Annotated in this window: 26 protein-coding genes, 1 tRNA gene and 1 pseudogene; 12 read left to right on the top strand and 16 right to left on the bottom strand. The window is 39.5% G+C overall.

The features are described from left to right. Nucleotides 1-201 precede the first annotated feature (201 nt). The 7 genes and pseudogenes from M2470_RS05025 to M2470_RS04995 all read right to left on the bottom strand — a co-directional run. Complete coding sequence (locus tag M2470_RS05025) at nt 202-2,337, bottom strand: efflux RND transporter permease subunit (RefSeq protein ID WP_280743669.1); 2,136 nt, start codon at nt 2,335-2,337, stop codon at nt 202-204. Nucleotides 2,338-2,347: 10 nt separating this feature from the next. Further along, nucleotides 2,348-3,415, bottom strand: coding sequence for an efflux RND transporter periplasmic adaptor subunit (locus M2470_RS05020; RefSeq protein ID WP_280743670.1), 1,068 nt, complete (start codon nt 3,413-3,415; stop codon nt 2,348-2,350). A gap of 11 nt (nt 3,416-3,426) precedes the next feature. Beyond that, nucleotides 3,427-4,791: a TolC family protein gene (locus M2470_RS05015; RefSeq protein ID WP_280743671.1), complete on the bottom strand. Its 1,365-nt coding sequence runs from the start codon at nt 4,789-4,791 to the stop codon at nt 3,427-3,429. Nucleotides 4,792-4,845: 54 nt separating this feature from the next. Next, nucleotides 4,846-5,412 (bottom strand): sigma-70 family RNA polymerase sigma factor, encoded by a 567-nt coding sequence (locus M2470_RS05010; RefSeq protein WP_280743672.1) that lies wholly within the window; start codon nt 5,410-5,412, stop codon nt 4,846-4,848. Continuing rightward, entirely contained in the window at nt 5,405-5,785 is a 381-nt protein-coding gene (locus M2470_RS05005) for a hypothetical protein (protein ID WP_280743673.1), read from the bottom strand. The genes M2470_RS05010 and M2470_RS05005 overlap by 8 nt, the downstream gene beginning before the upstream one ends. A gap of 114 nt (nt 5,786-5,899) precedes the next feature. After that, nucleotides 5,900-6,499 carry a TetR/AcrR family transcriptional regulator gene (locus tag M2470_RS05000; protein WP_280743674.1) on the bottom strand — a complete coding sequence of 200 codons (600 nt, stop codon included), beginning with the start codon at nt 6,497-6,499 and terminating at the stop codon, nt 5,900-5,902. Between the two features lie 405 nt (nt 6,500-6,904). Further along, a pseudogene (locus M2470_RS04995) lies at nt 6,905-7,333 on the bottom strand (class I SAM-dependent methyltransferase); the annotation flags it as partial. A 122-nt stretch (nt 7,334-7,455) separates the two neighbouring features. Here M2470_RS04995 and M2470_RS04990 point away from each other — a divergent pair. The 7 genes from M2470_RS04990 (at nt 7,456) to tpx (ending at nt 15,478) form a co-directional block, all read left to right on the top strand. Beyond that, nucleotides 7,456-8,301: a sialate O-acetylesterase gene (locus M2470_RS04990; RefSeq protein ID WP_280743675.1), complete on the top strand. Its 846-nt coding sequence runs from the start codon at nt 7,456-7,458 to the stop codon at nt 8,299-8,301. A 111-nt stretch (nt 8,302-8,412) separates the two neighbouring features. Continuing rightward, the gene (locus tag M2470_RS04985; RefSeq protein WP_280743676.1) at nt 8,413-8,964 is read left to right on the top strand and encodes an NmrA family NAD(P)-binding protein; all 552 of its coding nucleotides are present in this window, start codon (nt 8,413-8,415) and stop codon (nt 8,962-8,964) included. Nucleotides 8,965-8,970: 6 nt separating this feature from the next. Continuing rightward, nucleotides 8,971-9,465: a DUF1858 domain-containing protein gene (locus M2470_RS04980; protein ID WP_002561281.1), complete on the top strand. Its 495-nt coding sequence runs from the start codon at nt 8,971-8,973 to the stop codon at nt 9,463-9,465. 398 nt (nt 9,466-9,863) lie between these two features. Beyond that, on the top strand, nt 9,864-10,028 hold the full coding sequence (gene rd, locus M2470_RS04975; RefSeq protein ID WP_002561282.1) for a rubredoxin: 165 nt from the start codon (nt 9,864-9,866) through the stop codon (nt 10,026-10,028). An 11-nt stretch (nt 10,029-10,039) separates the two neighbouring features. Continuing rightward, nucleotides 10,040-11,281 carry a DUF438 domain-containing protein gene (locus M2470_RS04970; protein ID WP_280743939.1) on the top strand — a complete coding sequence of 414 codons (1,242 nt, stop codon included), beginning with the start codon at nt 10,040-10,042 and terminating at the stop codon, nt 11,279-11,281. Between the two features lie 55 nt (nt 11,282-11,336). Further along, nucleotides 11,337-14,891 (top strand): pyruvate:ferredoxin (flavodoxin) oxidoreductase, encoded by a 3,555-nt coding sequence (gene nifJ / locus M2470_RS04965; RefSeq protein WP_280743677.1) that lies wholly within the window; start codon nt 11,337-11,339, stop codon nt 14,889-14,891. An 86-nt stretch (nt 14,892-14,977) separates the two neighbouring features. After that, nucleotides 14,978-15,478: a thiol peroxidase gene (gene tpx, locus M2470_RS04960; protein WP_002561285.1), complete on the top strand. Its 501-nt coding sequence runs from the start codon at nt 14,978-14,980 to the stop codon at nt 15,476-15,478. 103 nt (nt 15,479-15,581) lie between these two features. Here the strand turns inward: tpx and M2470_RS04955 are convergent, their stop codons facing one another. From M2470_RS04955 to M2470_RS04920, 8 genes are all read right to left on the bottom strand, one after another. After that, complete coding sequence (locus M2470_RS04955; protein WP_280743678.1) at nt 15,582-16,199, bottom strand: helix-turn-helix domain-containing protein; 618 nt, start codon at nt 16,197-16,199, stop codon at nt 15,582-15,584. Nucleotides 16,200-16,223: 24 nt separating this feature from the next. After that, nucleotides 16,224-16,315 (bottom strand) — tRNA-OTHER (locus M2470_RS04950). Nucleotides 16,316-16,575: 260 nt separating this feature from the next. Further along, nucleotides 16,576-17,019 (bottom strand): thioredoxin family protein, encoded by a 444-nt coding sequence (locus tag M2470_RS04945; protein ID WP_280743680.1) that lies wholly within the window; start codon nt 17,017-17,019, stop codon nt 16,576-16,578. Nucleotides 17,020-17,137: 118 nt separating this feature from the next. Continuing rightward, nucleotides 17,138-17,323, bottom strand: a complete 186-nt coding sequence (locus M2470_RS04940; protein WP_002561289.1) for a DUF2892 domain-containing protein — start codon at nt 17,321-17,323, stop codon at nt 17,138-17,140. A gap of 2 nt (nt 17,324-17,325) precedes the next feature. After that, nucleotides 17,326-17,637, bottom strand: coding sequence for a hypothetical protein (locus M2470_RS04935; protein ID WP_280743681.1), 312 nt, complete (start codon nt 17,635-17,637; stop codon nt 17,326-17,328). A gap of 2 nt (nt 17,638-17,639) precedes the next feature. Further along, nucleotides 17,640-20,849 carry an efflux RND transporter permease subunit gene (locus M2470_RS04930; protein WP_280743682.1) on the bottom strand — a complete coding sequence of 1,070 codons (3,210 nt, stop codon included), beginning with the start codon at nt 20,847-20,849 and terminating at the stop codon, nt 17,640-17,642. A gap of 10 nt (nt 20,850-20,859) precedes the next feature. Next, a complete protein-coding gene (locus M2470_RS04925; protein WP_280743683.1) occupies nt 20,860-21,942 on the bottom strand; it encodes an efflux RND transporter periplasmic adaptor subunit in 1,083 nt (360 codons plus the stop codon). 14 nt (nt 21,943-21,956) lie between these two features. Further along, nucleotides 21,957-23,270 carry a TolC family protein gene (locus M2470_RS04920; RefSeq protein ID WP_280743684.1) on the bottom strand — a complete coding sequence of 438 codons (1,314 nt, stop codon included), beginning with the start codon at nt 23,268-23,270 and terminating at the stop codon, nt 21,957-21,959. Between the two features lie 257 nt (nt 23,271-23,527). Between M2470_RS04920 and M2470_RS04915 the strand changes: the two genes are divergently transcribed. From M2470_RS04915 to M2470_RS04895, 5 genes are read left to right on the top strand one after another with little or no spacing between them, the layout of a single operon-like run. After that, on the top strand, nt 23,528-23,728 hold the full coding sequence (locus M2470_RS04915) for a DUF6132 family protein (protein ID WP_046148745.1): 201 nt from the start codon (nt 23,528-23,530) through the stop codon (nt 23,726-23,728). Between the two features lie 28 nt (nt 23,729-23,756). After that, a complete protein-coding gene (locus M2470_RS04910) occupies nt 23,757-24,056 on the top strand; it encodes a rhodanese-like domain-containing protein (protein ID WP_163308315.1) in 300 nt (99 codons plus the stop codon). Between the two features lie 12 nt (nt 24,057-24,068). Next, nucleotides 24,069-24,311, top strand: coding sequence for a hypothetical protein (locus M2470_RS04905; RefSeq protein ID WP_163308316.1), 243 nt, complete (start codon nt 24,069-24,071; stop codon nt 24,309-24,311). Then, nucleotides 24,308-24,778 carry a thioredoxin gene (gene trxA / locus M2470_RS04900; RefSeq protein ID WP_163274098.1) on the top strand — a complete coding sequence of 157 codons (471 nt, stop codon included), beginning with the start codon at nt 24,308-24,310 and terminating at the stop codon, nt 24,776-24,778. The genes M2470_RS04905 and trxA overlap by 4 nt, the downstream gene beginning before the upstream one ends. 23 nt (nt 24,779-24,801) lie before the next feature. Beyond that, the gene (locus tag M2470_RS04895; RefSeq protein WP_002561298.1) at nt 24,802-25,179 is read left to right on the top strand and encodes a winged helix DNA-binding protein; all 378 of its coding nucleotides are present in this window, start codon (nt 24,802-24,804) and stop codon (nt 25,177-25,179) included. A 105-nt stretch (nt 25,180-25,284) separates the two neighbouring features. On the opposite strand, the gene M2470_RS04890 is transcribed toward M2470_RS04895, so the two are convergent. Continuing rightward, entirely contained in the window at nt 25,285-25,755 is a 471-nt protein-coding gene (locus M2470_RS04890) for a nucleoside-triphosphatase (RefSeq protein WP_163274097.1), read from the bottom strand. Nucleotides 25,756-25,764 lie beyond the last annotated feature (9 nt).

The following is a 25,764-nucleotide window of genomic DNA, read 5'->3' as shown; positions in this document are numbered from 1 at the left end:
CAGATAAAGATACTAATTCTTGCAGATATAAACAAGAAATAATCAAACTAATATATTGTCAATCAAATAAATGAAATGCTTTTAAGGATAGACTATTTAATATCGGTATTTCCGGTGAAAGCGTAGTTCAATGCCTCTCCAACTGCCAGTTGAGAAACTCCCAGCCTTGCCATTTTTTCCCGATTGAGGGTTACGGCAATTTCAGGGCTTCCTGCTTCTACCGATATTTTCAGGTCCGATATGCCCGGTATCTTTTTTAAGGCTGTCCATGATAAGGCTTGATGTGGAGAGTATTTCATCCATATTGTCGCCCATTACATACATTTCAATAGGCGCGTCGTCGCTCCCACCGAAAAGGCTTACCGGAACAGTAGTTACTTCCGCTTCGATAATGTGTTGCTGTAAAAACAGTTTTATTTGCCTTGCATATTCCTTATCTGATACATTGCGCTTATCATAATCCACTATTTTCACGTTTATTTCGGCTTGATTGGATTCTATGGAGCCGTTTTCTTCAACCCCCACATTGGTAAAGAGAGAGGTAATCAACGGCTGCCCCTTTAATAACTCTTCCGCCTGTAAGCTTACAAAATTGGTTTGTTCGATAGTGGCATCTTTCGGCATTTTTAGGCGCACATAGAATTCCCCCCTGTCTCCGGCATCAATAAATTCCGTTCCGATAATACCAACAGCAAGCAAACTGATAGAGCATATAAATAAGAAAGTGGTTGCTCCTAATGTAATGAGCTTATGGTTTAGCGACCATTTCAATAGATTGCGCATTTTAAACCCGAAAGCGTCCAATGACTCTTCAATCCATTTGACAAACTTGCCCACAGCAGTATTCGTATTGACGATTTCGAGTTTCCCGAAACGAACTGTCAATGACGGAATAATAGTCAGTGAAACCAACAGACTGATAAGCGCTGCCACTGCTACAACCAACGAGAACTGTCCGAAAAAGCCACCTACCATACCGCTCAAAAAAGCCATAGGCAGGAAAACAACCACAAGAACAAGCGTGAGTGTGATAATAGATCCGCCGATTTCACGTACTCCGTCGAGGGTGGCCTGTACTTTGGTTTTGCCCATTTCGAGGTGGCGGTGGATATTCTCGATGACAATAATCGAATCGTCCACCAGAATACCGATTACGAGCGATAGCGCCATCAATGTCATCAGGTTGAGCGTTGCCCCGGCAAGATACATGAACGCAAAGGTGGAGATTAGTGACACCGGAATAGACACCATCACAATAAGGGCGTTGCGAATACAGTGCAGACACAACAACATGGCAAGTGCTACGAATAGTATGGCCATAAAGAGGTCTTTAACAACGGAGTTAGTAGCCTCTATCGTAAAGTCGGAACTATTGTAAGCTATTTGGAACAATAGCCCATCCGCTTGATATTTGGCTTCAGCCCGCCGGATAACTTCGCTGATTTCTTTCGATACTTTTACGGCATTGGCATCCAACTGCTTTTGAATGACTATTCCAATGGAGTTTGTTCCGTTATAGCGTGTAATGGCCTCTACATCTTTTTGTCCGTCATAGACATGGGCAATATCCGATACTTTTACGACAGAGCCGCCGAGTAGTGTCTTAACAATCACATTCTCAATATCTGCAATGGATTGGAATTTTCCCGAAAGGCGTATGAAGACCTGTTTTTCATCGTCTGTTATTTTTCCGGCAGGATAATCCATGTTTGAATAATTGAGGATAGCAACCACATCCGAAATAGTCATGCTGTAAGCAGCAAGGCGTTGTTCGTCAATATCTACTTGTATTTCACGTTCGTGACCGCCTATAAGGCTAATGCGGGCGACACCCTGTACCTGTTCAAAAAGAGGGGAAATATCATTTTTCACAATGTCGTACAACGCAGCTTCGCCGATATTTCCGGTTACGGACAACTTCATAATCGGCTGGTCGTTTACGTCGAAAACATCAACGGAAGGCTCTCGTACTGTCATAGGCAGTTCGCTGCGTATAGCTGTTACTTTCCGTTGGGCGTTTTGGGCCGATACGTTTACGTCTGTTCCGTCTTTGAATTGAACAACGATATAAGAAAAACCCTCCATTGACATGGATGTTATTTCATCAATGTTTTCGAGGGATGATACAGCATCCTCTATCTTTTTGGATACGGAACTTTCCACCTCTTCGGGGCTTGCCCCGGGATAAATAGTAGCAACTGTAATAAGCAGCATATCTATATGGGGGAATAGTTCCTGACTCAAACGTCCTAATGACAATAGACCGGCTCCTACAAACAGGATGAATATTACCACAACGATCGTCGGGCGTTTTATGAGTAAATTTAATAGTTTCATGTTCGTGCTGTTATTTGCTTATTTCCACATCCCGTCCGTCGATCAGGTTGATTTGTCCGGCAACGACAACCACATCACCCTCTTTCAATCCGCGATTTACGGTTATATAATTGTCAAGCACTTTGCCTATTGTGATTTTCTGCTTATAGGCTTTGCCTTCCCGTACGACATAGACTTCGGGATTTTTGAGGCTTTCGATAATTGCCTTACGATTTACCATTATTTCCGTACTTGTGGTGGTTTCTCTTGTCGCAATTTGCGCGGATACATACATCCCTGCTTTCAGCATGGAGGCGTTACTTCCTGTCAGCTTTATTTCCAACTGATAATTCAGTAATGAGTTTCCTTTTGAACCGACAACATCGACTACTCCTGCGAACTCCTGTCCGGGAAGTATATCTGTTGTCAGAATTGCCTTATCTCCTTTTTGCACCTGATAGACATCCCTTTCCGTGATATTCACAACCGCTTTCAGTTGGGAGGGATCGACGAAATCGGCCACCTGACTCCCAATACTTAACAATGTGCCTTCTTCGAAATGATCGGTTTCCAGAATGCCGTTTATAGGTGATACCAATATGGTATTATTCAGTTGGTCTTGCAGTTCGGTTACTGCGCGTTGCGCTTCACGGCAGGTGATGAGTATGGCTTCGTATTCCCGTTGAGTTACCGCTCCCGCCTCCACCAGCTTCCTGTAACGCTCCACATCGGTTTCGGCATTTGCCAGATTCATTCTTGCAAGGCTAAGGGATTCCTTTACAACACTATTTTCAACCTGTGCTATTACAGTTCCTTTATTTACATGGTCACCTGCCTTTTTGTATTTATTCAATACAATACCCTGTACTTTTGAATAAAGTACCACTTCGTTGGTCGCCTGTATGCGGCCATCGACATGAATATCACCGGAAATCCCTTGCGACCCGACCTGTTCTACCCGCACAGGAACAGTGGGGTTCACTAATAAGGAGCGGGCGGCAATTTGGTCTATCTCGACTTTATTAGCTGCCAGTTTCCACACTACCAATCCGATTACTGCACTACCAATCAGGATATTGATAATCTTTTTCGCTTTCATATTTCTATTTCTTATTGGTTTAACAATGTTGTAAGTGCTCCTTCAGACTTTTTCAATTCGAGAATGCTCTTATGATAATTCGACAGTTCATACGTGTAAGCCGATTGTGCTTCCCTGTATGATTTTTCAATGTCTAACAGGTCGGTAATACTATATAAGCCTTCCTGATAGAGCATAATCCCTTGTTTGTACGATTTTTCGGCAACCTCCATATTTTCCTGTTGGGCATTTGCCGACTGGAAAGCAACTTGAAGTTGCCGGCGAGCGTTAAGCCCATCGCTTTCTATGGTTTGCTGTTGTTGTTTTAGATCCTCTTCTACCTGTCGCAACCGGAATTGTGCCTGACGTATTTTGTGATGTTTTGCTCCTCCGTCAAAAATCGGGATAGATAGTTTTACCCCGAAATATGTACCATTAGACCAGAATGGATGCTTGCCAATCGTGAATTGCTCATTCTCAAAATTATAACTGGAAGAAGCAAATAAAGATAAAGTTGGAAGATAAGCCTGCCGGAGTTGCCGGATTTCTAACTCCCCGGATTTTTTCTCATTATTCAGTATAAGCAATTCAGTTTTATTCTGTGCATAGTTCTCTTGAACAGAGGATAAATAAATTTCTAATGGAGATAGCTCCATATTGCCTTTTGCTAAAAACCGATATTCCAATGGCATACCCATCAATACTTTCAGGTAGTTCATCTGTTGGCTTAGGGTTGCGGCGGTTTTCTGAATATCGACTTTCATATTGCTGATATTCACTTTCATCCGGTTCAAGTCGATTTCACGGGTAATGTTTAGAGCAACCTGCAATTCCATTTTCATATAAATGGAATCCATTAAGCCAAGGGTTTTGATATTGTTTTGTAAAAGACTCTGCGAGTACAGAATATCATAGAACGTGTTGCTGATATTGTAGATAAGTTCTTCTTTACTCATCCGTTCTTTTAACAATGCAAGTTCACGGGCGTTCTGACTCACCTTTATTCCGGTAAACAATCTGGCATCGAAAACCACCTGCTCTAACTCAATTCCGGCTACGGCAGAGTATTTCACTCCCATTTCTATTCCGATAAGTTCGCCCGGCATTCCGAAAAAATCACCCGGCATCATAGAAGTTGCCAGTTTTAGATTATCAGTTACAGATACAGATCCGTTTAGTTGTGGTAATAGGGCACTTTTAGCCTCCTTGTGTGCGGCTTCCGATTCCTGAGTACCGAATTTAGCCTTATGTAACTCGTAACTGTTCTCTAATCCATATTGTAAACACTCCTGTAAATCAAATCTTACAGGTTGCCTATCCTGCGCTTTTCCTCCCAAGCAACAACTGCACAACAGAAGTAAGGAGAGGCATAATGATTTTGTATTACTTTTATTCATATCAGATTTTTATTAAAATATACCTACCGATAGGTATGTTAAGGGGTAAAAAAATTAGGATTCTAAAATATCATTATATAGCCCTTCCAGTCGTTTGCGAAGATATTTAACTGCATAATGTTTTCGGGATAATAGCGTATTGACCGGAATATTCATGCTTAGAGCTACACCCTTTACTGGCAAACCATCCAATTCAGTCAGTTCAAAAGCCTCCCTTTGTTCCAGAGGTAATTCCGATAAAGCTGTTTCAAGTTCTTGCCATACGAACGAACGCAAGTATTCGGTTTCGGGTGTCGGATTGTCGTCATTGAATAAAACTTCGGAAAAATCCTTTAATATATGAACCTCTTCATCGTACCCGGAAACAGGAAATTCGTCCTCCTGCTTTTTTCTCCCTTTATTGATAATTGTATTTCGAGCCACACGATAGAGCCATGCGGAAACCTGCTTAATCGGACTGGCTGTATCTTCAAATGCTTTAGTCAATTGATAGAATACATCCTGCAATATATCTTCCGCATCTTCCTTATTGGAAACTTTTTTGCGGATAAATGATTTTAACCGGGCTTGATGCTCTTTTACAAGTTTTTCAACATTTTCTTTTCCGACTTGTTTACTCATTTTCTTTGTTTCGTTCCTGCTGTTTATCCATGCCGAAATGTTCTCTGTTAAAAGGATAACCAAAGCCAAATTGCCGTCTTTTATTTATGAACTCTTCACGTTGTTCCGGTGTCATTTTCATCCATTTTTCATGAATTGGGTTTTCTCTCATCCCACCACCCATCATCCTATTTCTACCAAAACTAAACCGACCAAATAAGATTCGTGCGAGAACAAGTAAACCTAAGGCTTGCCATAAATTAATGGCTATCAAACCAAATATGGTAGGCATCAACCAATTCCATAATAGCATAATTATTGCGCTGAGTGCTGCCGCCATAACGAGGAAGCCGACAGACATTAAAAATCTCATTCCAAAACCTCTTGTTGTCATAGTTTTCTAATCTTTTTATGTTTTACAATTTATTGTTTTAAGAGCTCTCTACTTATGAAGACAACTGAAGTTGAAAAATATTTTATGAAAAAAGAGAAAAGATGTTTTTTACTTTTATTTTTTGTTTGTTTTCAGCAGACTGTATAGGTTATTCCAATCACGTTCCATTTCTTTGTGCAATACTATATTGTTTTCTTTGGATATTGCCTGATCCATGACGATTCCATCGCTTATTTTCAGGAAAAGACTTGCCAATTCGTCATTCTTAATATTGGTTTTAATTTCCTTACTTCTTTTAGCTGTTTCTATTATTTCTGTCCATGCCCAGCGTTCTTTCTTGCGTTGAGCCATATGTATTTCTAAAAAGTCCGGAATTCGTTTAGCGGCATCCGACAAAAAAATAAATATATTCATACCTCCATCTTCTTCTATTTCGTCGAAATCATCCGGTTCTTGAAGTACATTCAAATAATGCTTATAAAAATCCTTCAAAGACTGTTTTGGAAATTTACTATAATTAGCGATTATAGCATTGTTGTAGAAGTATTTTACAACCTCTTCAAATAGTTCGTCCTTACTGCTGTAGTAGTGATAGAACGCACCTTTTGTTAAGCCGACTTCATTTACGATGTCCCTGAGAGAAACTTCTTTATAAGAGTTCTTCAAAAACAGCTTTAATGCTGTTTGCAAAATTTGTTTTTTAGAATCTGTCATAATACATACCGTTTGGTATGCAAAGATAGTGATTGTTTTAAAATACGATAGTTTATTCTTTTACTCTTTTTTTAGAATAGAAATTTTCCATTGTTTTTATAGTCAGATACTCTTTCCCAACAGGTAAGCTTCCTCTGCATAAGAGATGTTTTTACATCGCCATCGAGGTATATGCTATTCTATTTTGACCCAAATCACTAATAGGGAGTAAAAAAGTCAGTCAAATTATCATTTTGATAGCAAACTATCCAACCCTTGCTTACAGATAGGGGGATCCTTAGGTATGCCTTAGATGATCCTTGGGTATAGGTAGGGTCTAAAGATAAAATTACCTATACTATCTATATTACTTTGTATGAATTAGATAATGCATTTCCTACTTGATTCTTAAACTTACAATCTGTATCAAAATGATCGCTTATTAACTAAATTGCCTTCATTTTGAAAGTTCCCTAATGCTTTATTCTTGGGATAATGGAACGTTTGGTTCAATAGTAAATATTCATTTTGACTCCAGAAACCTCCTTGGGAAGCATAATCCCAGTCTTTTTCTTCCTGCTTGTCTTTTACGAGTTCTTCGGTAAAGACATCGAAAATGAAAACACCGCCTTCATTCAAGGAATGATGTATATTATTCAATAATATATCTCTATCGCAATCTGAATGAGTACCTAAGTTGCAGTAAATCATAATTATCGTATCGTACTCTCCATTAGGATACTCATTTATATAATCGCCCAAAATGTAGTCAATATCCTTTCTTTTACCAATGGCATATTCGATAGAAGCCTTATTGAAATCAATTCCTGTTACATCATAGCCTTTATCCTTGAATAGAGCTGAATATAAGGATCAGTCCATATAAATAAAAACTTTCTTTTATCCAGCGATCAATAACTATTTGTAATTTTGTCTCGGATAGTCATATTTGTTTCTATTAATATATAATTTTTATTATGACTCACTCTTTTCTACTAATAGGTCAATCTAATATGGCCGGACGGGGTTTCTTGAAAGATGTATCCCCAATCTGTAATGAACATATCAAGATGTTGCGCAATGGGCGTTGGCAAATGATGTTTGAGCCGATTAACTACGACCGCCCAAATGCCGGAGTCGGACTGTCGGCATCATTTGCTGCATCGTGGCTTATGGATCATCCGCTTGAAGATATTGGCTTAATTCCTTGCGCTCATGGTAGCACAAGTCTGGATGACTGGAATACTTCAGGGGCACTCTTTGCCAATGCCGTTCAACAAGCAAAATTAGCTCAACGGGAAAGTGCCATAGAAGGTATTCTGTGGCATCAGGGCGAAAACGATTGCAAACCCGGAGGAGCAGAAAATTACAAGGATAAACTGACCACCATCATAAATACTTTGCGAACTGAACTTAATATTAAAGAAGTTCCACTCATTGTAGGAGCCTTAGGCGATTATCTGCCTCATGGTCAATTATTCGGATCATCTTTCCGTGCTTATGCCGAAGTAAATCGTGCTATCCAGGATTTTGCGGAAACTACTGCGAACTGCTATTTTGTAACGGCAGCCGGACTTGCCCCCAATCCGGACGGAATCCATATTAATGCAAAGTCACAGCGTTTATTCGGTATTCGTTACTATAAAGCGTATCGCGACAAGCAACATATTCTATCTCAGTTACAAAACGAAGAAGCGTTGTTTGCACAGATTGAAAATCAACCAATCACAGAGATCGCTTATAGAGAAATGATGGGAATGCAGTTTTCAAGTGGTGCCATCTCGTTAGAAGAATATTTAGCGGTGATAAAACCGACAGATTGAATTGAGCTTTTGAGTAAACAACAAAGAGCCGCATATAAAACCTGTTTCTCTATGTTCATATTTAATTTTGCATGTGCTTAAGTATGAAATTAATCATTTAAAATTAGCATTATGACATTAAAAACATCTCCACTTATACTTGTAATAGGTGGTACAGGAACACAAGGCGGAAATGTCGCACGAGAACTTTTGAAAAATGGACACCGTGTACGCATTCTTACAAGAAATCCGGAATCAATTACTGCAAAGCAAATGGCGGAAGCAGGAGCGGAAGTAGTAAAAGGTGATATGGGTAATTTACAGTCGCTTGAACCGGCTATGCAAGGCGTAACAGCTATTTTCTCGGCTCAATATGCCGACCCCAACGACCCTTCGATAGAATTGCGCAATGCGAGCAACATGGTTCAAATGGCGCAGAAAACAGGTATTCAACAAATCGTACATACATCGGTCGTCGGAAGCAATGTTTTCCCACGATGGGATAAATATAAAGCCTTAGTGGAAACGTTTGACCACAAATACGAAGTGGAGGAATATATTGAATATACGGCTTTGCGAAGTCCCGACAATGAATATTTGGGTATCATTGAGGTTACACAAGATATTACAAATCTGCGGGAGTTAAAGGACGATCAGCGTTTATTATCTTATTCTTCAAAATAAGACTTTATGGAAATTGATCTGCAAACCAAGATTGCCGACTTGCTTAAGTTTTATCCGGACTTGGAAGATACTTTGCTGGAATTATCACCCGCCTTTGCCAAACTGCGTAATCCCATTTTACGCCGTACGGTAGCAAAGGTTACATCCATACAGCAGGCTGCTAAAATTGCAGGTATCTCTCCCTCAGTAATGGTACAGACTTTGCGCAAGGCGGCAGGACTAGCTACTGTTGACTCTATCGAAACATACGAAAACAATCAGCAAGAGCCCATGCCTGAATGGTTTGATGAAACAAAGATTACTACTCGTTTTGATGCAAGCCCAATTATAAATGCAGGAGAAAGCCCTATGCAGGAAATCCTTCGATTGTCAAAAGAACTTCAAGAAGGTGTAATCATGGAATTAACAGCTCCGTTCCGTCCTGAACCTATAATAGATATACTGAAATCCAAAGGTTTTAAGGCCTGGTCTAATGGCGGGAAAAGTTATTTTATGAAATGATCTATGAAAGTAATATTTTGAAGAAAAGAATATAAACAGAATATTATCTTGTTACTGTTACATATTTATTCTTTAAATATCAAAAATACATGTAATATTTTAGCAACTGTGACAAATGTCACACAGATTACAATTCTCTTCCCCTAACTTTGTACTATATAGTTGTAATGCTTAGATATAAAGCCAATACTCTCTACTCGTACAATGTTTATTTAATATAAATTTTAACAGATAAACTGAAATACGTATTGTAGGAGTATATGATGTAGAAATAAGTAAAAGAATCATCATACCAGCTGATGTACTGCATAAGCTACACGTTGTTGGTAATTTGAGATATTACGTTCAATGAAAAAAGAATAGAAGAAATATTGATATTTAATAAAAACAGAAGAAATATGAAAAAATATATTTGTGACCCTTGTGGGTATATCTATGATCCGGAATTAGGAGACCCTGATAGTGGTATAAAGCCAGGAACTTCTTTCGAAGATATACCAGATGACTGGGAATGTCCGGTTTGTTTTGTGGGGAAAGGGGATTTTTCACCGTTAGAAGATTGATTGAGATTGCCGTGAGTGAAATAATCAATAATTTGGAAAAACGGAAAGAATTACTTAAAGAATTAATCCTTCAATTACATGGTCATAAGATACCAGAACAGGTAAAGAGACGTTTTGCTCATCTACTGCATTCTATCCCGCATAATGAAGTGGTAGAAGTGGAACAGCAGTTGATTTCCGAAGGTTTTTCCGAAGAGAAAATACTGCGGCTTTGCAATATACATACCACTGCTTTGGACGAAAATATGGATACTTCTATGGTAAATTATATTCCTGCTGGACATCCTGTCGATACTTTCAAGCAGGAGAATAGAGCATTGGAAAATCGCACAACACAAATAAAAGAACTATTTGCTAAACTACTGCTAAATAAAGAAGAGGTTGGCGATTATTTGGTGCAACTAAAGATTCTTTTTAATGAATTATCAAATGTAGATAAACATTATTTGCGAAAAGAATATTTACTGTTTCCTTTTCTCGAAAAAGCAGGTATTACCGGCCCTCCCAAAGTAATGTGGCGTAAGCACGATGAAACACGTACACTACTCAAAACTGCACATGAAGTACTTAGTAAAAGATTAACAAAGGACGAATTGGCAAATGTAATACCGTTGATACTACAACCAACTATTGATGCTATCGAAGGGATGATAATAAAAGAAGAAGAAATTCTCCTACCTATGTCGTTGGATACTTTAACTGACGAAAAATGGTATCAGATCGCAGAAGAAACATCAATCTACGGATTTTGTTTGTACAATCCGCAAACAGAATGGAAACCGGAGAACATCGTTGCCGGAGAACCTACCTTTTTACAAGGCAATGCCATTAGACTATCGTCCGGCAGCTTCGATATAAAAGGACTGGAAGCACTATTCGTCACGCTTCCTGTTGATATTACTTTTGTTGATAAGAATGATAAGGTAAAATTTTTCTCTCATAGTCCAAACCGTGTTTTCGAGCGCAACCGTTCTATCATCGGTCGCGATGTACGTATGTGCCACCCACCACATAGTGTTCATATTGTAGAGCAGATAATTCGTGATTTTAAGGATGGGAAAGAAAGTAAAGCTGCTTTCTGGATTTCTAATTTCAAGGGACGATTTGTATATATCGACTACACGGCTTTACGAGGTGCAAACAATGAATATCTAGGTATTATCGAAGTTACACAAGACATCACAGATCTAAGAAAATTAGAAGGCGACCAGCGTTTACTTTCCTATTTATCAAATACTAATAAAGTTAAATAAGAATATAATAAATCAGGATATGAGACAATTATAAAACCAAATAATAAATTTCAGTATGGCTAAAGATAAAAAATTTATAACCTGTGATGGAAATGAAGCAGCTGCACATATATCATATATGTTCAGCGAGGTAGCTTCTATTTACCCAATTACACCGTCATCAACAATGGCTGAATATGTTGATGAATGGGCAGCGAAAGGTAGAAAAAATATATTTGGAGAAATAATCAAAGTACAAGAGATGCAATCCGAAGCTGGAGCTGCGGGCGCACTTCACGGATCGTTACAAGCCGGTGCTTTAACTACAACATATACAGCATCTCAAGGCTTATTGCTAATGATTCCAAATATGTATAAAATCTCAGGCGAACTACACCCATGTGTGTTTCATGTATCGGCTCGTGCATTGGCAGCACAAGCCCTTTCTATTTTTGGAGATCATCAAGATGTAATGGCTACTCGCCAAACCGGGTTCGCCCTATTTTTCTCTGGATCGGTACAAGAGGTTATGGATCTTTCGGCAATATCTCACTTGGCAACGCTTGAAGCTCGTATTCCATTCATGAATATTTTTGACGGATTTCGTACTTCTCACGAAATTCAAAAAGTAGAATTGATGGAGCAGGAATCATTAATTCCACTTGTTAATCAAAAAGCAATAAAAGAATTTCGCAAAAGAGCCTTAAATCCTGAAAAACCTATAACCAAAGGAACAGCTCAAAACGACGATATTTACTTTCAAAGCCGTGAAGCATCTAATAAATTCTATGATGCTGTACCAGAAATTGTAGAAAAATATCTCGGAGAGATAAATAAAATAACAGGACGTAACTATGGATTGTTTGACTATTACGGGGCTGATGATGCAGACCGTGTAATCATTGCAATGGGATCTGTTACAGAAACAATAAAGGAATCTATCGACCATTTAAACGCAAATGGCGAGAAAGTTGGTCTTATTGCGGTCCATCTTTACCGTCCATTCAAAGCCAAAGCATTCCTTTCTAAAATACCTAAAACGGTAAAGAAAATTGCGGTCCTTGATCGTACCAAAGAACCGGGTGCAACCGGGCAACCCCTGTATCTTGATGTTAGGGATTGTTTCTATGGCAGACCTGAAGCACCGACTATTGTAGGCGGTATCTATGGACTTTCGTCGAAAGATACCACTCCGGCACAAATCATATCTGTGTATGAGAATTTAGCCATGAGCCTGCCGAAAAATGACTTTACAATAGGTATCGTTGATGATGTTACATTCAAATCTCTTCCGTTAAAAGAAGAAATTAGTGTAGTTGATTCTAACTATGAAGCCAAATTTTATGGACTAGGTTCTGATGGAACTGTTGGGGCAAACAAAAACACCATCAAGATAATTGGAGAAAATACAGATAAATATTGCCAAGCATATTTTGCATATGATTCCAAAAAATCAAATGGATTCACTACGTCTCACCTTCGTTTCGGGGAAAGTCCTATTCGTTCTACCTATCTGGTAAATTCACCAAACTTCGTTGCCTGTCATGTTATGGCATATCTCAATCGTTATGATGTAACTAAAGGATTGAAAAAAGGAGGGACATTTCTTCTTAACTCTATTTGGGGAAAAGACAAAGTAGGCGACAATTTACCTAACCATATTAAAGCGTATCTGGCTAAGAACAAAATCAATTTCTATATCATCAATGCGACTAAAATTGCAGCAGAAATTGGTCTTGGGGGACGAACAAACAGTATCCTTCAATCGGCATTTTTCAAAATATCGAACATAATACCTTACGAATTGGCAGTAGAGCAAATGAAAAGATTTATTGCTAAGTCGTATAGTAAGAAAGGGGAAGATATAATAAAGAAGAACTGTGCAGCCGTTGATCGCGGTATCGAAATTGAAAAAGTAGATGTCCCCGCCGATTGGGCAGACTTGGAACCTGATATAGTAAAAGAGGACGATGCTCCCGACTTTGTAAAGAAGGTAGTCCACCCGATTAATGCACAACGAGGTTATGATCTTCCGGTTTCCGTATTCTCAGGTCGCGAAGATGGGACTTGGGATAATGGAACAACAACTTATGAGAAGCGCGGGATTGCTGCATTTGTCCCTGTATGGGAGGCTGAAAACTGTATTCAATGCAATCAATGCGCTTATGTTTGTCCACACGCTACAATTCGTCCGTTTGTATTAGATGAAAAAGAACAAATAGGATTAAAAGAGGGTACAGAATTACTAAAAGCTCAAGGAAAACAATTCGATGGTATGTCATTTCGTATACAAGTTGATGTTCTTGATTGTGTTGGCTGTGGAAACTGTGTTGATATATGTCCAGGTAAAAAGGGAAATAAAGCGCTTGAAATGGTAGCGATAGAAACTCAATTACCAGAACAGGAGAACTGGGATTATATGGTTGAAAAAGTGAAGAGTAAGGCACATTTGGTCGATACTAAACTTAGTGTAAAAAATTCTCAATTCTGTACTCCATTATTCGAGTTTCCGGGAGCTTGTTCCGGATGTGGAGAAACTCCCTATATAAAATTGGTTACTCAACTTTACGGAGATCGTATGTTGATTGCTAATGCAACAGGTTGTTCTTCCATATATGGAGGTTCTGCCCCTTCCACTCCATATACAACAAACGAAGAGGGTAAAGGTCCGGCTTGGGCAAACTCCCTATTCGAAGATAACGCAGAGTTTGGATTGGGATATGCTCTTGCAAACATCACTATGCGTGATCGTATAAAAAGATTGATGGAAGAAGCTATTGCCGGTGACAATACTCCGGTAAATGTAAAAGAACTATTTCAGGCATGGATAGATAACAAATCGGATATAGACAAAACAAAAGAACTTTATCCTCAGATAGTAGATGAGTTGAAGAAAGGAGACAAAGTCGGCTGTATTATTAGTACTGAACTTCTTGAATTGAAACAATATCTCATCAAACGTTCTATCTGGATATTTGGAGGTGACGGATGGGCATACGATATAGGTTTTGGAGGTTTGGATCATGTTATAGCTTCGGGTGAGGACGTAAATATACTTGTACTCGATACAGAAGTATATTCAAACACTGGAGGGCAGGCATCTAAATCGACACCAATAGGTGCAGTTGCCAAATTTGCTACTTCGGGTATGAAAACTCGTAAAAAAGATCTTGGTCTGATTGCCTCTACATATGGTTATGTATATATTGCTCAGGTGGCAATGGGCGCAAATCAGTCGCAATGTCTTAAAGTGTTTAAAGAAGCCGAAGAGTACAAGGGGCCATCTCTTGTTATAGCATATTCTCCTTGTATCAATCATGGTTTAAGAAAAGGGATGGGGCATGCTCAGAATGAAGAAAAATCAGCTGTAGAGTGTGGATACTGGCACCTGTGGCGCTATAACCCAATGATAGCGCTGGAAGGCAAAAATCCATTCTTATTAGACAGCAAAGAACCGGATTGGAATAAATTCCAAGACTTTTTAAGGAAAGAAACTCGTTATACTTCATTGGAAAAAGTAAACCCTACTGCGGCTCCTGAACTTTATGAAGCTGCTCAAGAAAGTGCGTTATGGCGCTATGAAAGCTATGTACGCATGGCTGAAATGAAATATGGAGGTGATAAAAGTTAAATCGGTCTAAAGAGATAAAATAGAAAAATCTATTAGCCCTTTTTTAAGGGCTAATAGTAATAAAATAATAAATTAAAATTGTAATCATGGCAAAAGTAACGTTCAAAGGATCAGAAGTAAACACAAATGGAGAGTTACCAACAAAAGGAGAATTAGCTCCAGAATTTACTTTAGTAAAAAATGATTTGTCCGAAATCTCACTAAAAGATTTGAAAGGTAAAAATATTGTTCTAAATATCTTCCCAAGTCTTGATACAGAAGTATGTGCTGCATCGGTAAGGAGGTTCAACAAAGAAGCAGCCAGCCTCGTAAACACTATTATCTTGGCTATTTCAGCCGATCTCCCATTTGCTGCAACAAGATTTTGCACAACAGAAGGTATCGAAAACGTAATTCCCACATCAATTTTCAGAAACGCAGAATTTGCTAGAAACTATGGGGTTTTGATGAATGACGGTCCACTCAAAGGGCTTTTGGCACGTTCAGTTATAATTGTGAATCCAGAAGGAAAAATCATATATACTCAGCTGGTTTCTGAAATTACAGAAGAACCAGATTATCAAGCAGCAATTGATGTTATAAAATAAGTTCAATTAATATTTAAAAAAAAGAGATATCATTCACAATGCCACATAAAGTAATAGGACTAAAGTGCTAATCAATAATTTTAGTATTAGAGGAATTACAACGTTAAATAAGTATATTTTGAATAGAAGGTGCGTTAAAACCAAGGTTAACGCATCTTTTTTTGTGTGTAAATTTCTTTGGTGACATCCCTGTGTTTTTCTTAAAGAATTTACCGAATGAAGACTGGTCGGCAAATCCCAGATTAAAGCTTACTTCCTGAATAGTCAGATTGGTGTGAGTTAACAGTGCTTTTGCTTCCAATAAAATAAATTCTGTTATCCATACACTTGCACTCTTACCACTTACATCTTTTACTACTTTAGATAAATATTGGGGGGTAACAAAAAGCTTTTCAGCATAAAACTTGATACCATGTTCAGTAGAACAATATTGTCTTATTATAGTAATAAATTTATCAAAGAGTTCTTCTTGCCTTGATTTACAAAAACCTTTTGTCTGCTTATACTTAGATAGAATTAAACTATCTATATAAACAGAACCTTTCTTAAAAAATTCAAGTAATTCATCCTGAGATAAATTATTCTGTATATATGAATATAGGTAATGGCAGAACACACAAAAATCCGTACTATTCATGCTAAGATCATTTACGTCAGGGATTGTTAATTGAGCTATGTTCTTATTGTGTTCTACAATATTGATGGAAGATATATTTTTCATTTGGAATGATTTAAGTTTAGTCTGTGCTGACGACAGGATTCGAACCTGCATTCTGCTTATTTATTTGATTCATATGCATCAAAAAAGCCGCTCTAACCCGGTTAAGCTACGTCAGCATTCTTTAATTTGCTATTTTAGAAGTTGCTTTGATCTCATTATCTTAATAAACTACCGATAAGCCCGCCAAATAGAAACCCATATATGCAGTTTACCCAACATTCGGAAGATAGTGGGTAAGTTCCCCAGTAAATAGAATAGTTTAGCCAATAGAGGTAAGCAATTATAGCCCCTGTCAACATTCCGATCAATACCTTTTTGTTAATCCTGATAAAAGATACTATTTGTTCAATTTTATACTTGCTATTCATGATTGTTTTCAATTAAACATTTTATCATATATTTTTTCTAAGTTTTGTTCCGGAACAACCCCCATAATCCGGGCAACTTCAATCCCTTCGTTAAATATAAATATATTAGGTACTCCTGATATGTTATATTTTAAGTCATATTCGGGGTATTTATCTAAATTGAGTTTATAGAAACCCGTTTTTCCCTGATTATTTTTCGCCAGCTTACTTAAACTAGCCGACATTACATCACATAATTCTGAGTTCTCCGCATAAAACAGGACAAAGCATTTTTTTAGGGTTATGCTGTCAAAAAAAGAATCTTTATCTAACTCAATTAAGCTATTCTCATTTTCATTTAATAGTGGTTTACTCTGAGTTTGTATTCCAAGTATGTATATAAAAATTGTGAAAACAATAATTCCTGTAAGAATATGTCCTGTCTTTATCCGTATACTTTTATTCTTTTTCATAATTCTGTTTTTTAGACTAAAATATGTACTTCTTACAATGAGAATAGAAATAATAAAGAGAGCAAGAACAAGAGTTAAGTACTATTCCTGCCCTCTTCGAACTTATTAATCAATTAAATCACTTAATATTTAATTTATCGAGCAACATCTCCAACGGACAAAACCCCGTAAACGACGACTGTATAAGATTCACTCCTACAAAGGCGGGCAGCAACAGCCATCCGATGGAAACAAAATAGGCTAAGGAAATACCTGCCAGTACCATGGTGCCGGCTACTATGCGGATGATATATTCACGTTTCATAATCAGAACAGTTTAGAGAAATTTTCAACATCAAGAATAAACACATGTACCGGGAAAGGATTTTCCGTTTCTATATTACAAGTATCAATCTCCGTAAGGGCTTTGTCGGCTATCTCTTTTTCTACAAAGCTGAAAAGCATAATGGAGTTTGTTTTTGCATTGTTGGAATTAACGGCAAACCAACCCAGATTTTCTTTTTTCCTTTTATAACCGGTTATGTTGGTTACACTAAAGCGATTTACTCCGGCATCTTGCAGCATCCCGGCTACCCGCTCCTGATATTCTTTAATACTTAATACAACTAATAGTTTCATGATTATTTTACTTTTTTCTTTAACATCTTGAAATATAATAAGGGCACGACAATCAATGTCAATACGGTAGAGGTTATTGTTCCGCCCAACAATGATATAGCCAAACCTTGGAAAATCGGGTCGAACAACATAACAATCGCTCCCAACACCACACCACCGGCTGTGAGTATAATGGGAATGGTACGCACGGCACCGGATTCAATCACGGCCTGTTTCAGTGGGATACCGTCTTTGAGGCGGATGTCTATAAAGTCGATCAGCAACACGGAGTTACGCACCATAATTCCCGCCAGGGCAATAAACCCGATCATCGAAGGGGCGCTGAAATAAGCGCCGAAAGCCCAGTGCCCGAGAATAATCCCAATCAGGGACAGCGGTATGGCTGCCAACTGTACCAATGGCGTGATAAAGTTCTGAAACCAAGCTACAATCAATATGTAGATAATAATCAATACCAGCATAAAAGCCAAGCCCAGGTCGCGGAATACCTCGTAGGTTATCTGCCATTCTCCATCCCATTTCAAGGCGAAATTGTCTTCATATTTAGGTTGCTCGCTATATTCTTCCGATAGCGTATATCCTTCGGGAAGCTTTATTTCGGACAGTTTATCCGATACTGCAGTAATCGGGTAGATAGGGCTTTCGAGGTCTCCTGCTACTTCGGTCAGAACGAACACCACCCGTTTCTGGTCTTTACGCTGGATGCTTTTCGCTTTCTCGTCTTGGGTAACCGTTACTATATCGCTGATTGGAACGGCTAATCCCTGCTGGTTGACCACCTTCATATTCAGTACATCTTCGAGGCTTGCTTTTTCCGTTTCGGGTAATTGAAGCACAATCCCAATCTGTTGAACGGAAGCCGGCCGATGTAATACGCCTACCGACATCCCGGACAGGGCAGCCCGCAGGTTCTGAACCACCTGTGCGTTGGGAATTCCTAACCGCATAGCCTTGTCTTTATCCACTTCGAATTTGTATTCTATTTGTGTATCCTCTACCGACCAATCTACATCGGCTACATTATCTGTCGCAGCCAGTATATCTTTTATCTGACGGGCTACATCAATCTGTTGTTCATAATCAGGTCCATATATTTCGGCTACGATGGTAGACATCACGGGAGGGCCGGGAGGAACTTCCACCACCTTTACATTGGCATTATACTTCTTCGCGATAGCTTGCAAGTCGGCACGGACAGAAGAGGCTATGTCGTGGCTTTGTTCGCTGCGCTCGCCTTTACCTATCAGATTGACCTGTATATCGGCAATGTTATCACCCATGCGCATATCGTAGTGACGAACCAGTCCGTTAAAACTAATAGGAGCCGACGTACCTACATACGTTTGATAATTCGTTACCTTTTCGTTACGGCTCAGATACACCGCCAATTCTTTGGTAACGGCTGCCGTACGTTCCAATGTGGTGCCTTCAGGCATATCAATCACTACTTGAAATTCATTCTTATTGTCGAAAGGCAACATTTTCACGGGAACCGCTTTGGTGTAGAACAGCGAGAACGTAGCAAGCAAGATTACGGTCAGCCCAATCATAAAGCCCCAACGATATTTTCTATTTTCCAGAAAGGGGGTGATGGTTTTGGCATATAGCCTATACATCTTCGTTTCGCGCAGGTCGGAATCTTTCTCTTCCTGTTTCTTCGACTTCTTGCCTCTTTTATCCTTATGCCGGAGAAATAAATAACCAAAGTAAGGAGTGAGCGTCAATGCTATGATTAATGAGAACGTCATGGCGATAGATGCTCCGATAGGCATCGGGCTCATATAAGGCCCCATCATTCCCGATACGAAAGCCATAGGCAGTACGGCGGCAATCACTGTAAGGGTAGCCAGAATAGTAGGGTTACCCACCTCATTGATCGCATACAAAGCAGCTTGCAATGGCGGCAGTTTCTTCATCTTGAAATGCCGGTGCATATTCTCGGCAATCACAATGGAGTCGTCCGTTACAATACCTGTTACAAACACTAAAGCAAACAAGGTAATACGGTTGAGCGTATATCCTAAAAAGTAGTAGGCAAACAAGGTAAGGGCAAAGGTTACCGGTACGGAAAGGAATACCACCAATCCGCCACGCCAACCCATAGCCAGCATCACAAACAGGGTTACGATAACGATTGCGATAGAGAGATGCGACAGCAATTCAAAGACTTTGTAAGAGGCCGTTTCGCCATAGTTACGGGTAATTTCCACATGTACGTCATTGGTTATAACCTCTTTCTTCAGATGTTCTACCTTATCGCTTACTATTTCTGCCAACTGCATGGCATCGGCTCCCTTCTTCTTGGCTATCGATATGGTTACGGCCGAATAATCGTCGGGCATAGCGCCCTTTTTGTCTTTCGACGCGGCGCCATAGCCGAACGAAACATACTGCTTAGGCACTTCGGGGCCATCCTCTATCTCGGCTATCTGATAAAGGTATACAGGCTGATTGTCGTTCGTTCCCACAATAAGGTTTCGCACCTCTTCCACATCGGCGAAGAAGCTGCCAGTTTGTACCGAGTAAACCATATCGCCTGTTATGATATTACCACTCTGCATCTGCGAATTATTGGCCTGCAAAGCTTGGGTGATTGCCCCGAAGTCGAGCTTGCTCTGCGCCATCTTGTCTTTGTCGAGCATCACTTTCACCTCGCGGCTCTGTCCTCCGACGACGTTTACCTGAGCCACGTCGGGTATTTTCTTTATCTCATCGCCTACTACTTCGGCTACCTGGCGCAGTTGATAGTCGCCCATTTCTTCACTCCAAAGGGTATATGCCAACGCGGGCACATCGTCTATGGCACGCGATTTGACCAGAGGCATGGTCGCTCCTTGCGGCATACGATCCATATTCTTCATTATCTCGTTGTAGAGCTTTACTAATGAGCGTTCCACATCTTCGCCCACATAGAATTGCACGGTGAGCATTCCCATATCATTCATCGAAGTGGAGTATACATGTTCAACCCCTTTGACGTTGGAAACCACTTTTTCGAGCGGTTGCATGATTCTCGACTCTACCTCCTCGGGCGAAGCGCCCGGATAGCCAACCATAATGTCTGCCATCGGCACATCAATCTGAGGCTCTTCCTCACGCGGGATAAGATATAGGCTGAACAGCCCCAAGAGCATAAAAGCGATAAAGAGCAATACACTCAATTTTGACTTAATGAATGCGTTGGCTATTTTTCCTGAAATTCCGTTTTCCATAATTTCCTGTTTATTTAGATGCCGATACTTTCACACCATTATACAACTTGCTATCGGCGCTCAACACCACTTTGTCGTTGTGGTTCAAACCCGAAAGTACTTCTATCTGATTACCCGTTGTCTTACCCAACCGCACCCAACGCAGGTTGGCTTCACTGCGGTCGCCCACCACATACACACCCGTTAGCTGGTCGCGGTAAACGACAGAATTCTTATCTATCAGTATCTTTGATGCAGTGTCTTCTTTTATTTTATTGGGTATTAGTACGTTTACATACATTCCTGAATGGATATTCTCTTTGTCCTTGGTGTCGATAGCCAGTTTCATGGCATATTGTCCTCCTGTGCGATAGGCCGAAGGGCTAAGTTCCGACACTTTTCCCGGTATGGTTGTGCCCAATGACTTTATTTCTATTTGAGCCGCATCACCTACTTTCACATACGGGATATAGCTTTCGGGCACAGATGCAACGATTTGTAGTTCGCCGCTTTGTTCCATCATCAGGATAGGCATTCCGGGATTGGCCATGCTACCTTCGTCCATTAGTTTTTGAGTAACCGTTCCCGAAAAGGGTGCGCGGATATGGCTATAGGCCAGCATCGCATTTACTTCATTCATCTGCTGATGAGCCATTTGTACTTTTGCCTGCATGGAAGTATGTTGTAAGGAGACGTTTTCTAATTCCTTATCCGATACACTGTTTTGCGCATGCAGTGTTTTGAAGCGTTCATAGTCTCGCCCGGCGTTTTTCGCTGCTGCTTCGACCTCGGTAATCATAGCTTGCACCTGTGCTTTTTTAGCTTGAATATCATCACTGCTGATTGAAACTAATAGCTGTCCGGCTGAAACCTTATCACCCGGTTTCGCATGTATCTTATTTATATATCCCATCATACGTGTACTGATGGCGGCTGTTTGGCGGGCAGTGATCTCGCCACTCAAATAAAAGCCTTCGTTGGTTGACCGGGTGGGATAATACACCTCTACATTTACGGCCGGCTGGCCTTTCTCTTTTTGCTCATCGGCAGATGAACAGGAATAAAATATGGATATTGCTGCAATACCTAAAATTACGTTTCTTGAAATTTTCATATCTATCTATTTTGTTAATTCTTAGTTGTGGATAAAAACCGGAGGTATGCTTCTATTATATTATAGGACATAATAGCTTGTGAGAGCAGAAGTTTCTGCCCTGAGAACTGGGCCTGCGCCATCAATAGGTCGGTGGTGCTTGCCAAACCCTCGCTATGACGATCGGCCAGGATGCGCAAGGCTTCTTCGGCCTGCTCAACACTTATCTGTTGTTTATTTATTTCCGTTTGCGAGTCGTTCAGATCACGCCTCGCCTTGTCTAATTCCAGTTGTTCTTTTTTAATATGCAGGTTTAGTTCTTCCTGCATCCGGCCTTTTTGGTATTGTGCCGATTTCATTTTGCTGCGGTTCCGATTGCCTGAGAAGATATCCCAGCTCAGGTTGATACCTGCCAAATAAGAATCGTTTCTGAACTTGAAGGCTTTAGAGTCATTCAGGTTGTATGAACCGAAGGCATTAATGCGTGGCAGGAAGGCCATCCGGGAAGATTTCAGCATCATATCCGTTGCATCTACAGCCTTTTGGAGCGCCATAATATCCGAACGGAACAGAGAAAGATTCGTTTCCAGATGTATCTCCCTTTTTTGCGTCAAAGAATCGGTCGTATATACTTCATCGCTTATGTCTTGCCCCATCAGCAGGCGAAGCCCGTTAGAGGCATTGTGTATGTTGCTTTCGGCTTTTGCCAAAGCACTCTCAATAGTATTTACTTGTACCTGTGCATTCAATACGTCCGATTTTTGTATCAGTCCCTGATTGTAAAAATTAGTCACTGATCGGTGTATTTGTTTCACGTCGTCGAGCGATTTTCTGAGGATGTTCCGTGCCTGATAGGCCATTTGCAACGCAGTATATGCTTTTCTAACTTCAAACTCGATGTATTCTTTGGTCCGCTCGGCTTTATATTTGTATACCTCTTCCTGTGCGCGGGCTCCTTTACGGGCATAAATCATATCCATGTTCAAAAGGGGTAGTTTCGCCTCTACCTGGGTGCCGTAATTTTGTGTGGCACCCGGATTGTTCAGCTTTGCAGGATCGAAATCCATCGCTGTAACTGATTCCTGCTGTAAGAGGAAGCCAAAAGTATTCAACGGATTGTTTGTTGTTAATGCTGTATATCCCAGTGTGATTTGAGGCAGGAAAATAGCGTCGGTCTGATGATAGTCGGCATTGGCTATTTTTCTATCCAGATTTGAGATTTTTATATTACTGTTATTTTCAACAGCAATATTTACGGCATCCTCTGCCGTGATGTGCCGGTGGCTTTGTGCCTGAACCGACAGGCTAAGCCAGATTACACTTAATGTGATGATCGTTGTTCTTTTCATTTTTACTATATTCTACTGTTTATTGTATACTCGGATTAGTTTCCAATGGAAATATGGTGCAAAGGAAAGTAATATACTCCAAAGAAACAAGTTTCCGACGGAAAATAATATTTTTGAATGTTTTTTTCTTATTGTTTCGTTTTGTAAAACTCTTATTTATAGCGTATATATAATTTTTTGCAAATTATTTCTAAAAGAAGTAGTTTCCGTTAGAAATAAATGTTTATCTTTGTGATCTGAATGATAAAAACAAACATATGGAAGTCATAAAAAATAATTGGACATACCTTTTAGGAGCTCTGTTAGGTGCAGTAGGCGGATATCTTTATTGGAGATATATCGGATGTAGTACCGGAACTTGTCCCATAACTTCATCGCCTACCATGAGTACTTTGTATGGAGTGCTGATGGGTAGTTTATTAGGAGGAATTTTTAAAAAAGATAAAGCGAAAAAGTAGTGAAACAAACAATAATAAATTAAACATTATGGCAGGATTTTTCAGCAGGCTGTTCGGATTAGAAGAGAAGGCCGATTTCAAAACACTTTTAGAAAACGGGGCTATACTTCTGGATGTTCGAACAAAAGAAGAGTATAAGCAGGGAGCAGTAGCTAATTCAGTTAATATTCCCCTGGATAGTTTGAACAACAATCTATCAAAGCTCAAAAAGGACAAACCCATTATTGCCGTATGTGCCAGTGGGATGCGTAGCCGTAGCGCGGTAGCGGTCTTAAGGTCTAAAGGGTTTCAGGAAGTATACAATGGAGGAAGTTGGTCTAATTTTTAAATGGAGAACAATATGAATCGTATATTAAAAAACTGGGATATTACCCGGATAGTCCGATTACTATTGGGAATAGCAGTCGCTATCTACTCGATAACCTCCAAAGATTATATTTTCCTTATATTAGGAGGATTACTGCTTTTTCAGGCAATCATGAATGTGTCCTGCTGTGGAGCGGGAGGATGTTATACTGATAAGCAACAGAAAGAAAACATCTATGGTAACCAGATTAAAAAATATGAACCGGATAGAAAATGAAACATACAATCTTATTATTTCCGCTAATAGCGCTGTTGCTAATTTCTTGTAATAACAAAGCGGAAACAAAAAATCAAACGGAAGTAAAAACTAAAAAAGAGAACAATATGACAACAATACATTTAACAAAGGCTGAATTCTTATCAAAAGTTGCTAATTTTGAAGCAAGTTCCCAGTGGCAGTATTTGGGAGATAAGCCGGCATTGATTGATTTCTACGCAGACTGGTGTGGACCGTGTAAAGCGATAGCTCCGGTATTGGAAGAACTGGCGGCAGAATATAAGGACCGTATCTATATTTATAAAATCAATACGGAAACAGAGCCTGAACTCGCTGCTGCCTTTGGAATAAGGAGTATTCCATCATTGCTGTTTATTCCGATGAATGAACAGCCCCAGATGGCAGCAGGAGCATTGCCCAAACAGCAATTAAAAGATGCTATCGATACTATTTTATTAAAAGAATAATGAGAATATAAATTTATACTGTAATGGCAAATAATATGGATAATTCGCAAGTAAGTACGCTATGTCAGATCAGGGATGTATACAGGGCGATTTATGAATTTGAATCAGACTTCCAGCAATCATATAACCTGGGGTTGAACGAAGGAATGCTGTTATGCTCGCTGAGCATTCAAAAATATTCTTCAAATGAATTGGCCGGTGTTTTAGGATTGAGTAATTCGAATACATCGAAAGTAATAAAATCGGTAGAAAAGAAAGGTCTTATCAAGCGTATTGTGGGGAAAGACGATAAGCGGCAAATGTATTTTGTATTGACTAATGCCGGGCAAAAAAAGCTTGAATCGATTAAATGCGCTGAATTTAATATTCCTGAATCGTTAAAGCCAGTGATCAAGCTGTAATAGCAGGATATAAAAAAAGCAGAAGCAACGGTTTCATTAACTATTGCTCCTGTCTTTTTTGTTATGTCAATGATCCTAAAGAAACAGAGCTTTTATATTATACTATTATATACCCAATAACCGGTATTCCTTTATTTTGTACTGATTCAGGATATCGACTAAGAGACTATCCCTTACCGTAATAGTTATCTCCCTGTCAGATTTCAACAACCTACGCAACAGTTTATCGTATCCCTTCCCTTTGAGTTCCAGTTTGCCGATTTCATCTATCCAGACAGGAATGTGGTCAGAAGAACTCAATATGTATTGTTCGGCTATCTCGAATGTTTCTTTCAGGAAAGCAAACCGTCCCTGGATAAGATAACAGTTCTCGTTTTGGTATATGGATTCTTTTAAACAGATAAAAGGGATTTCTTCTTTACCGGGTAGCAGAATGAGGTTGTAACCCACAATCGTTTTTTCCTCATTGTATAGTTTTTTTGCGTATAAACCTATACCATCTCCACTTTCTTCGTATAGTTTTAGAAATCGGGTACTCTTTCCACCATTTACAAGCCCTGTTATAATCCTTATCATGGGTTGCTC

This window comes from Parabacteroides sp. PH5-46, from assembly GCF_029892785.1.
In the GTDB taxonomy this organism is placed as follows: Bacteria; Bacteroidota; Bacteroidia; order Bacteroidales; family Tannerellaceae; genus DFXE01.
The sequence above is the reverse complement of the archived record's forward strand: the minus strand, read 5'-3'. Positions and strand labels throughout refer to the sequence as shown.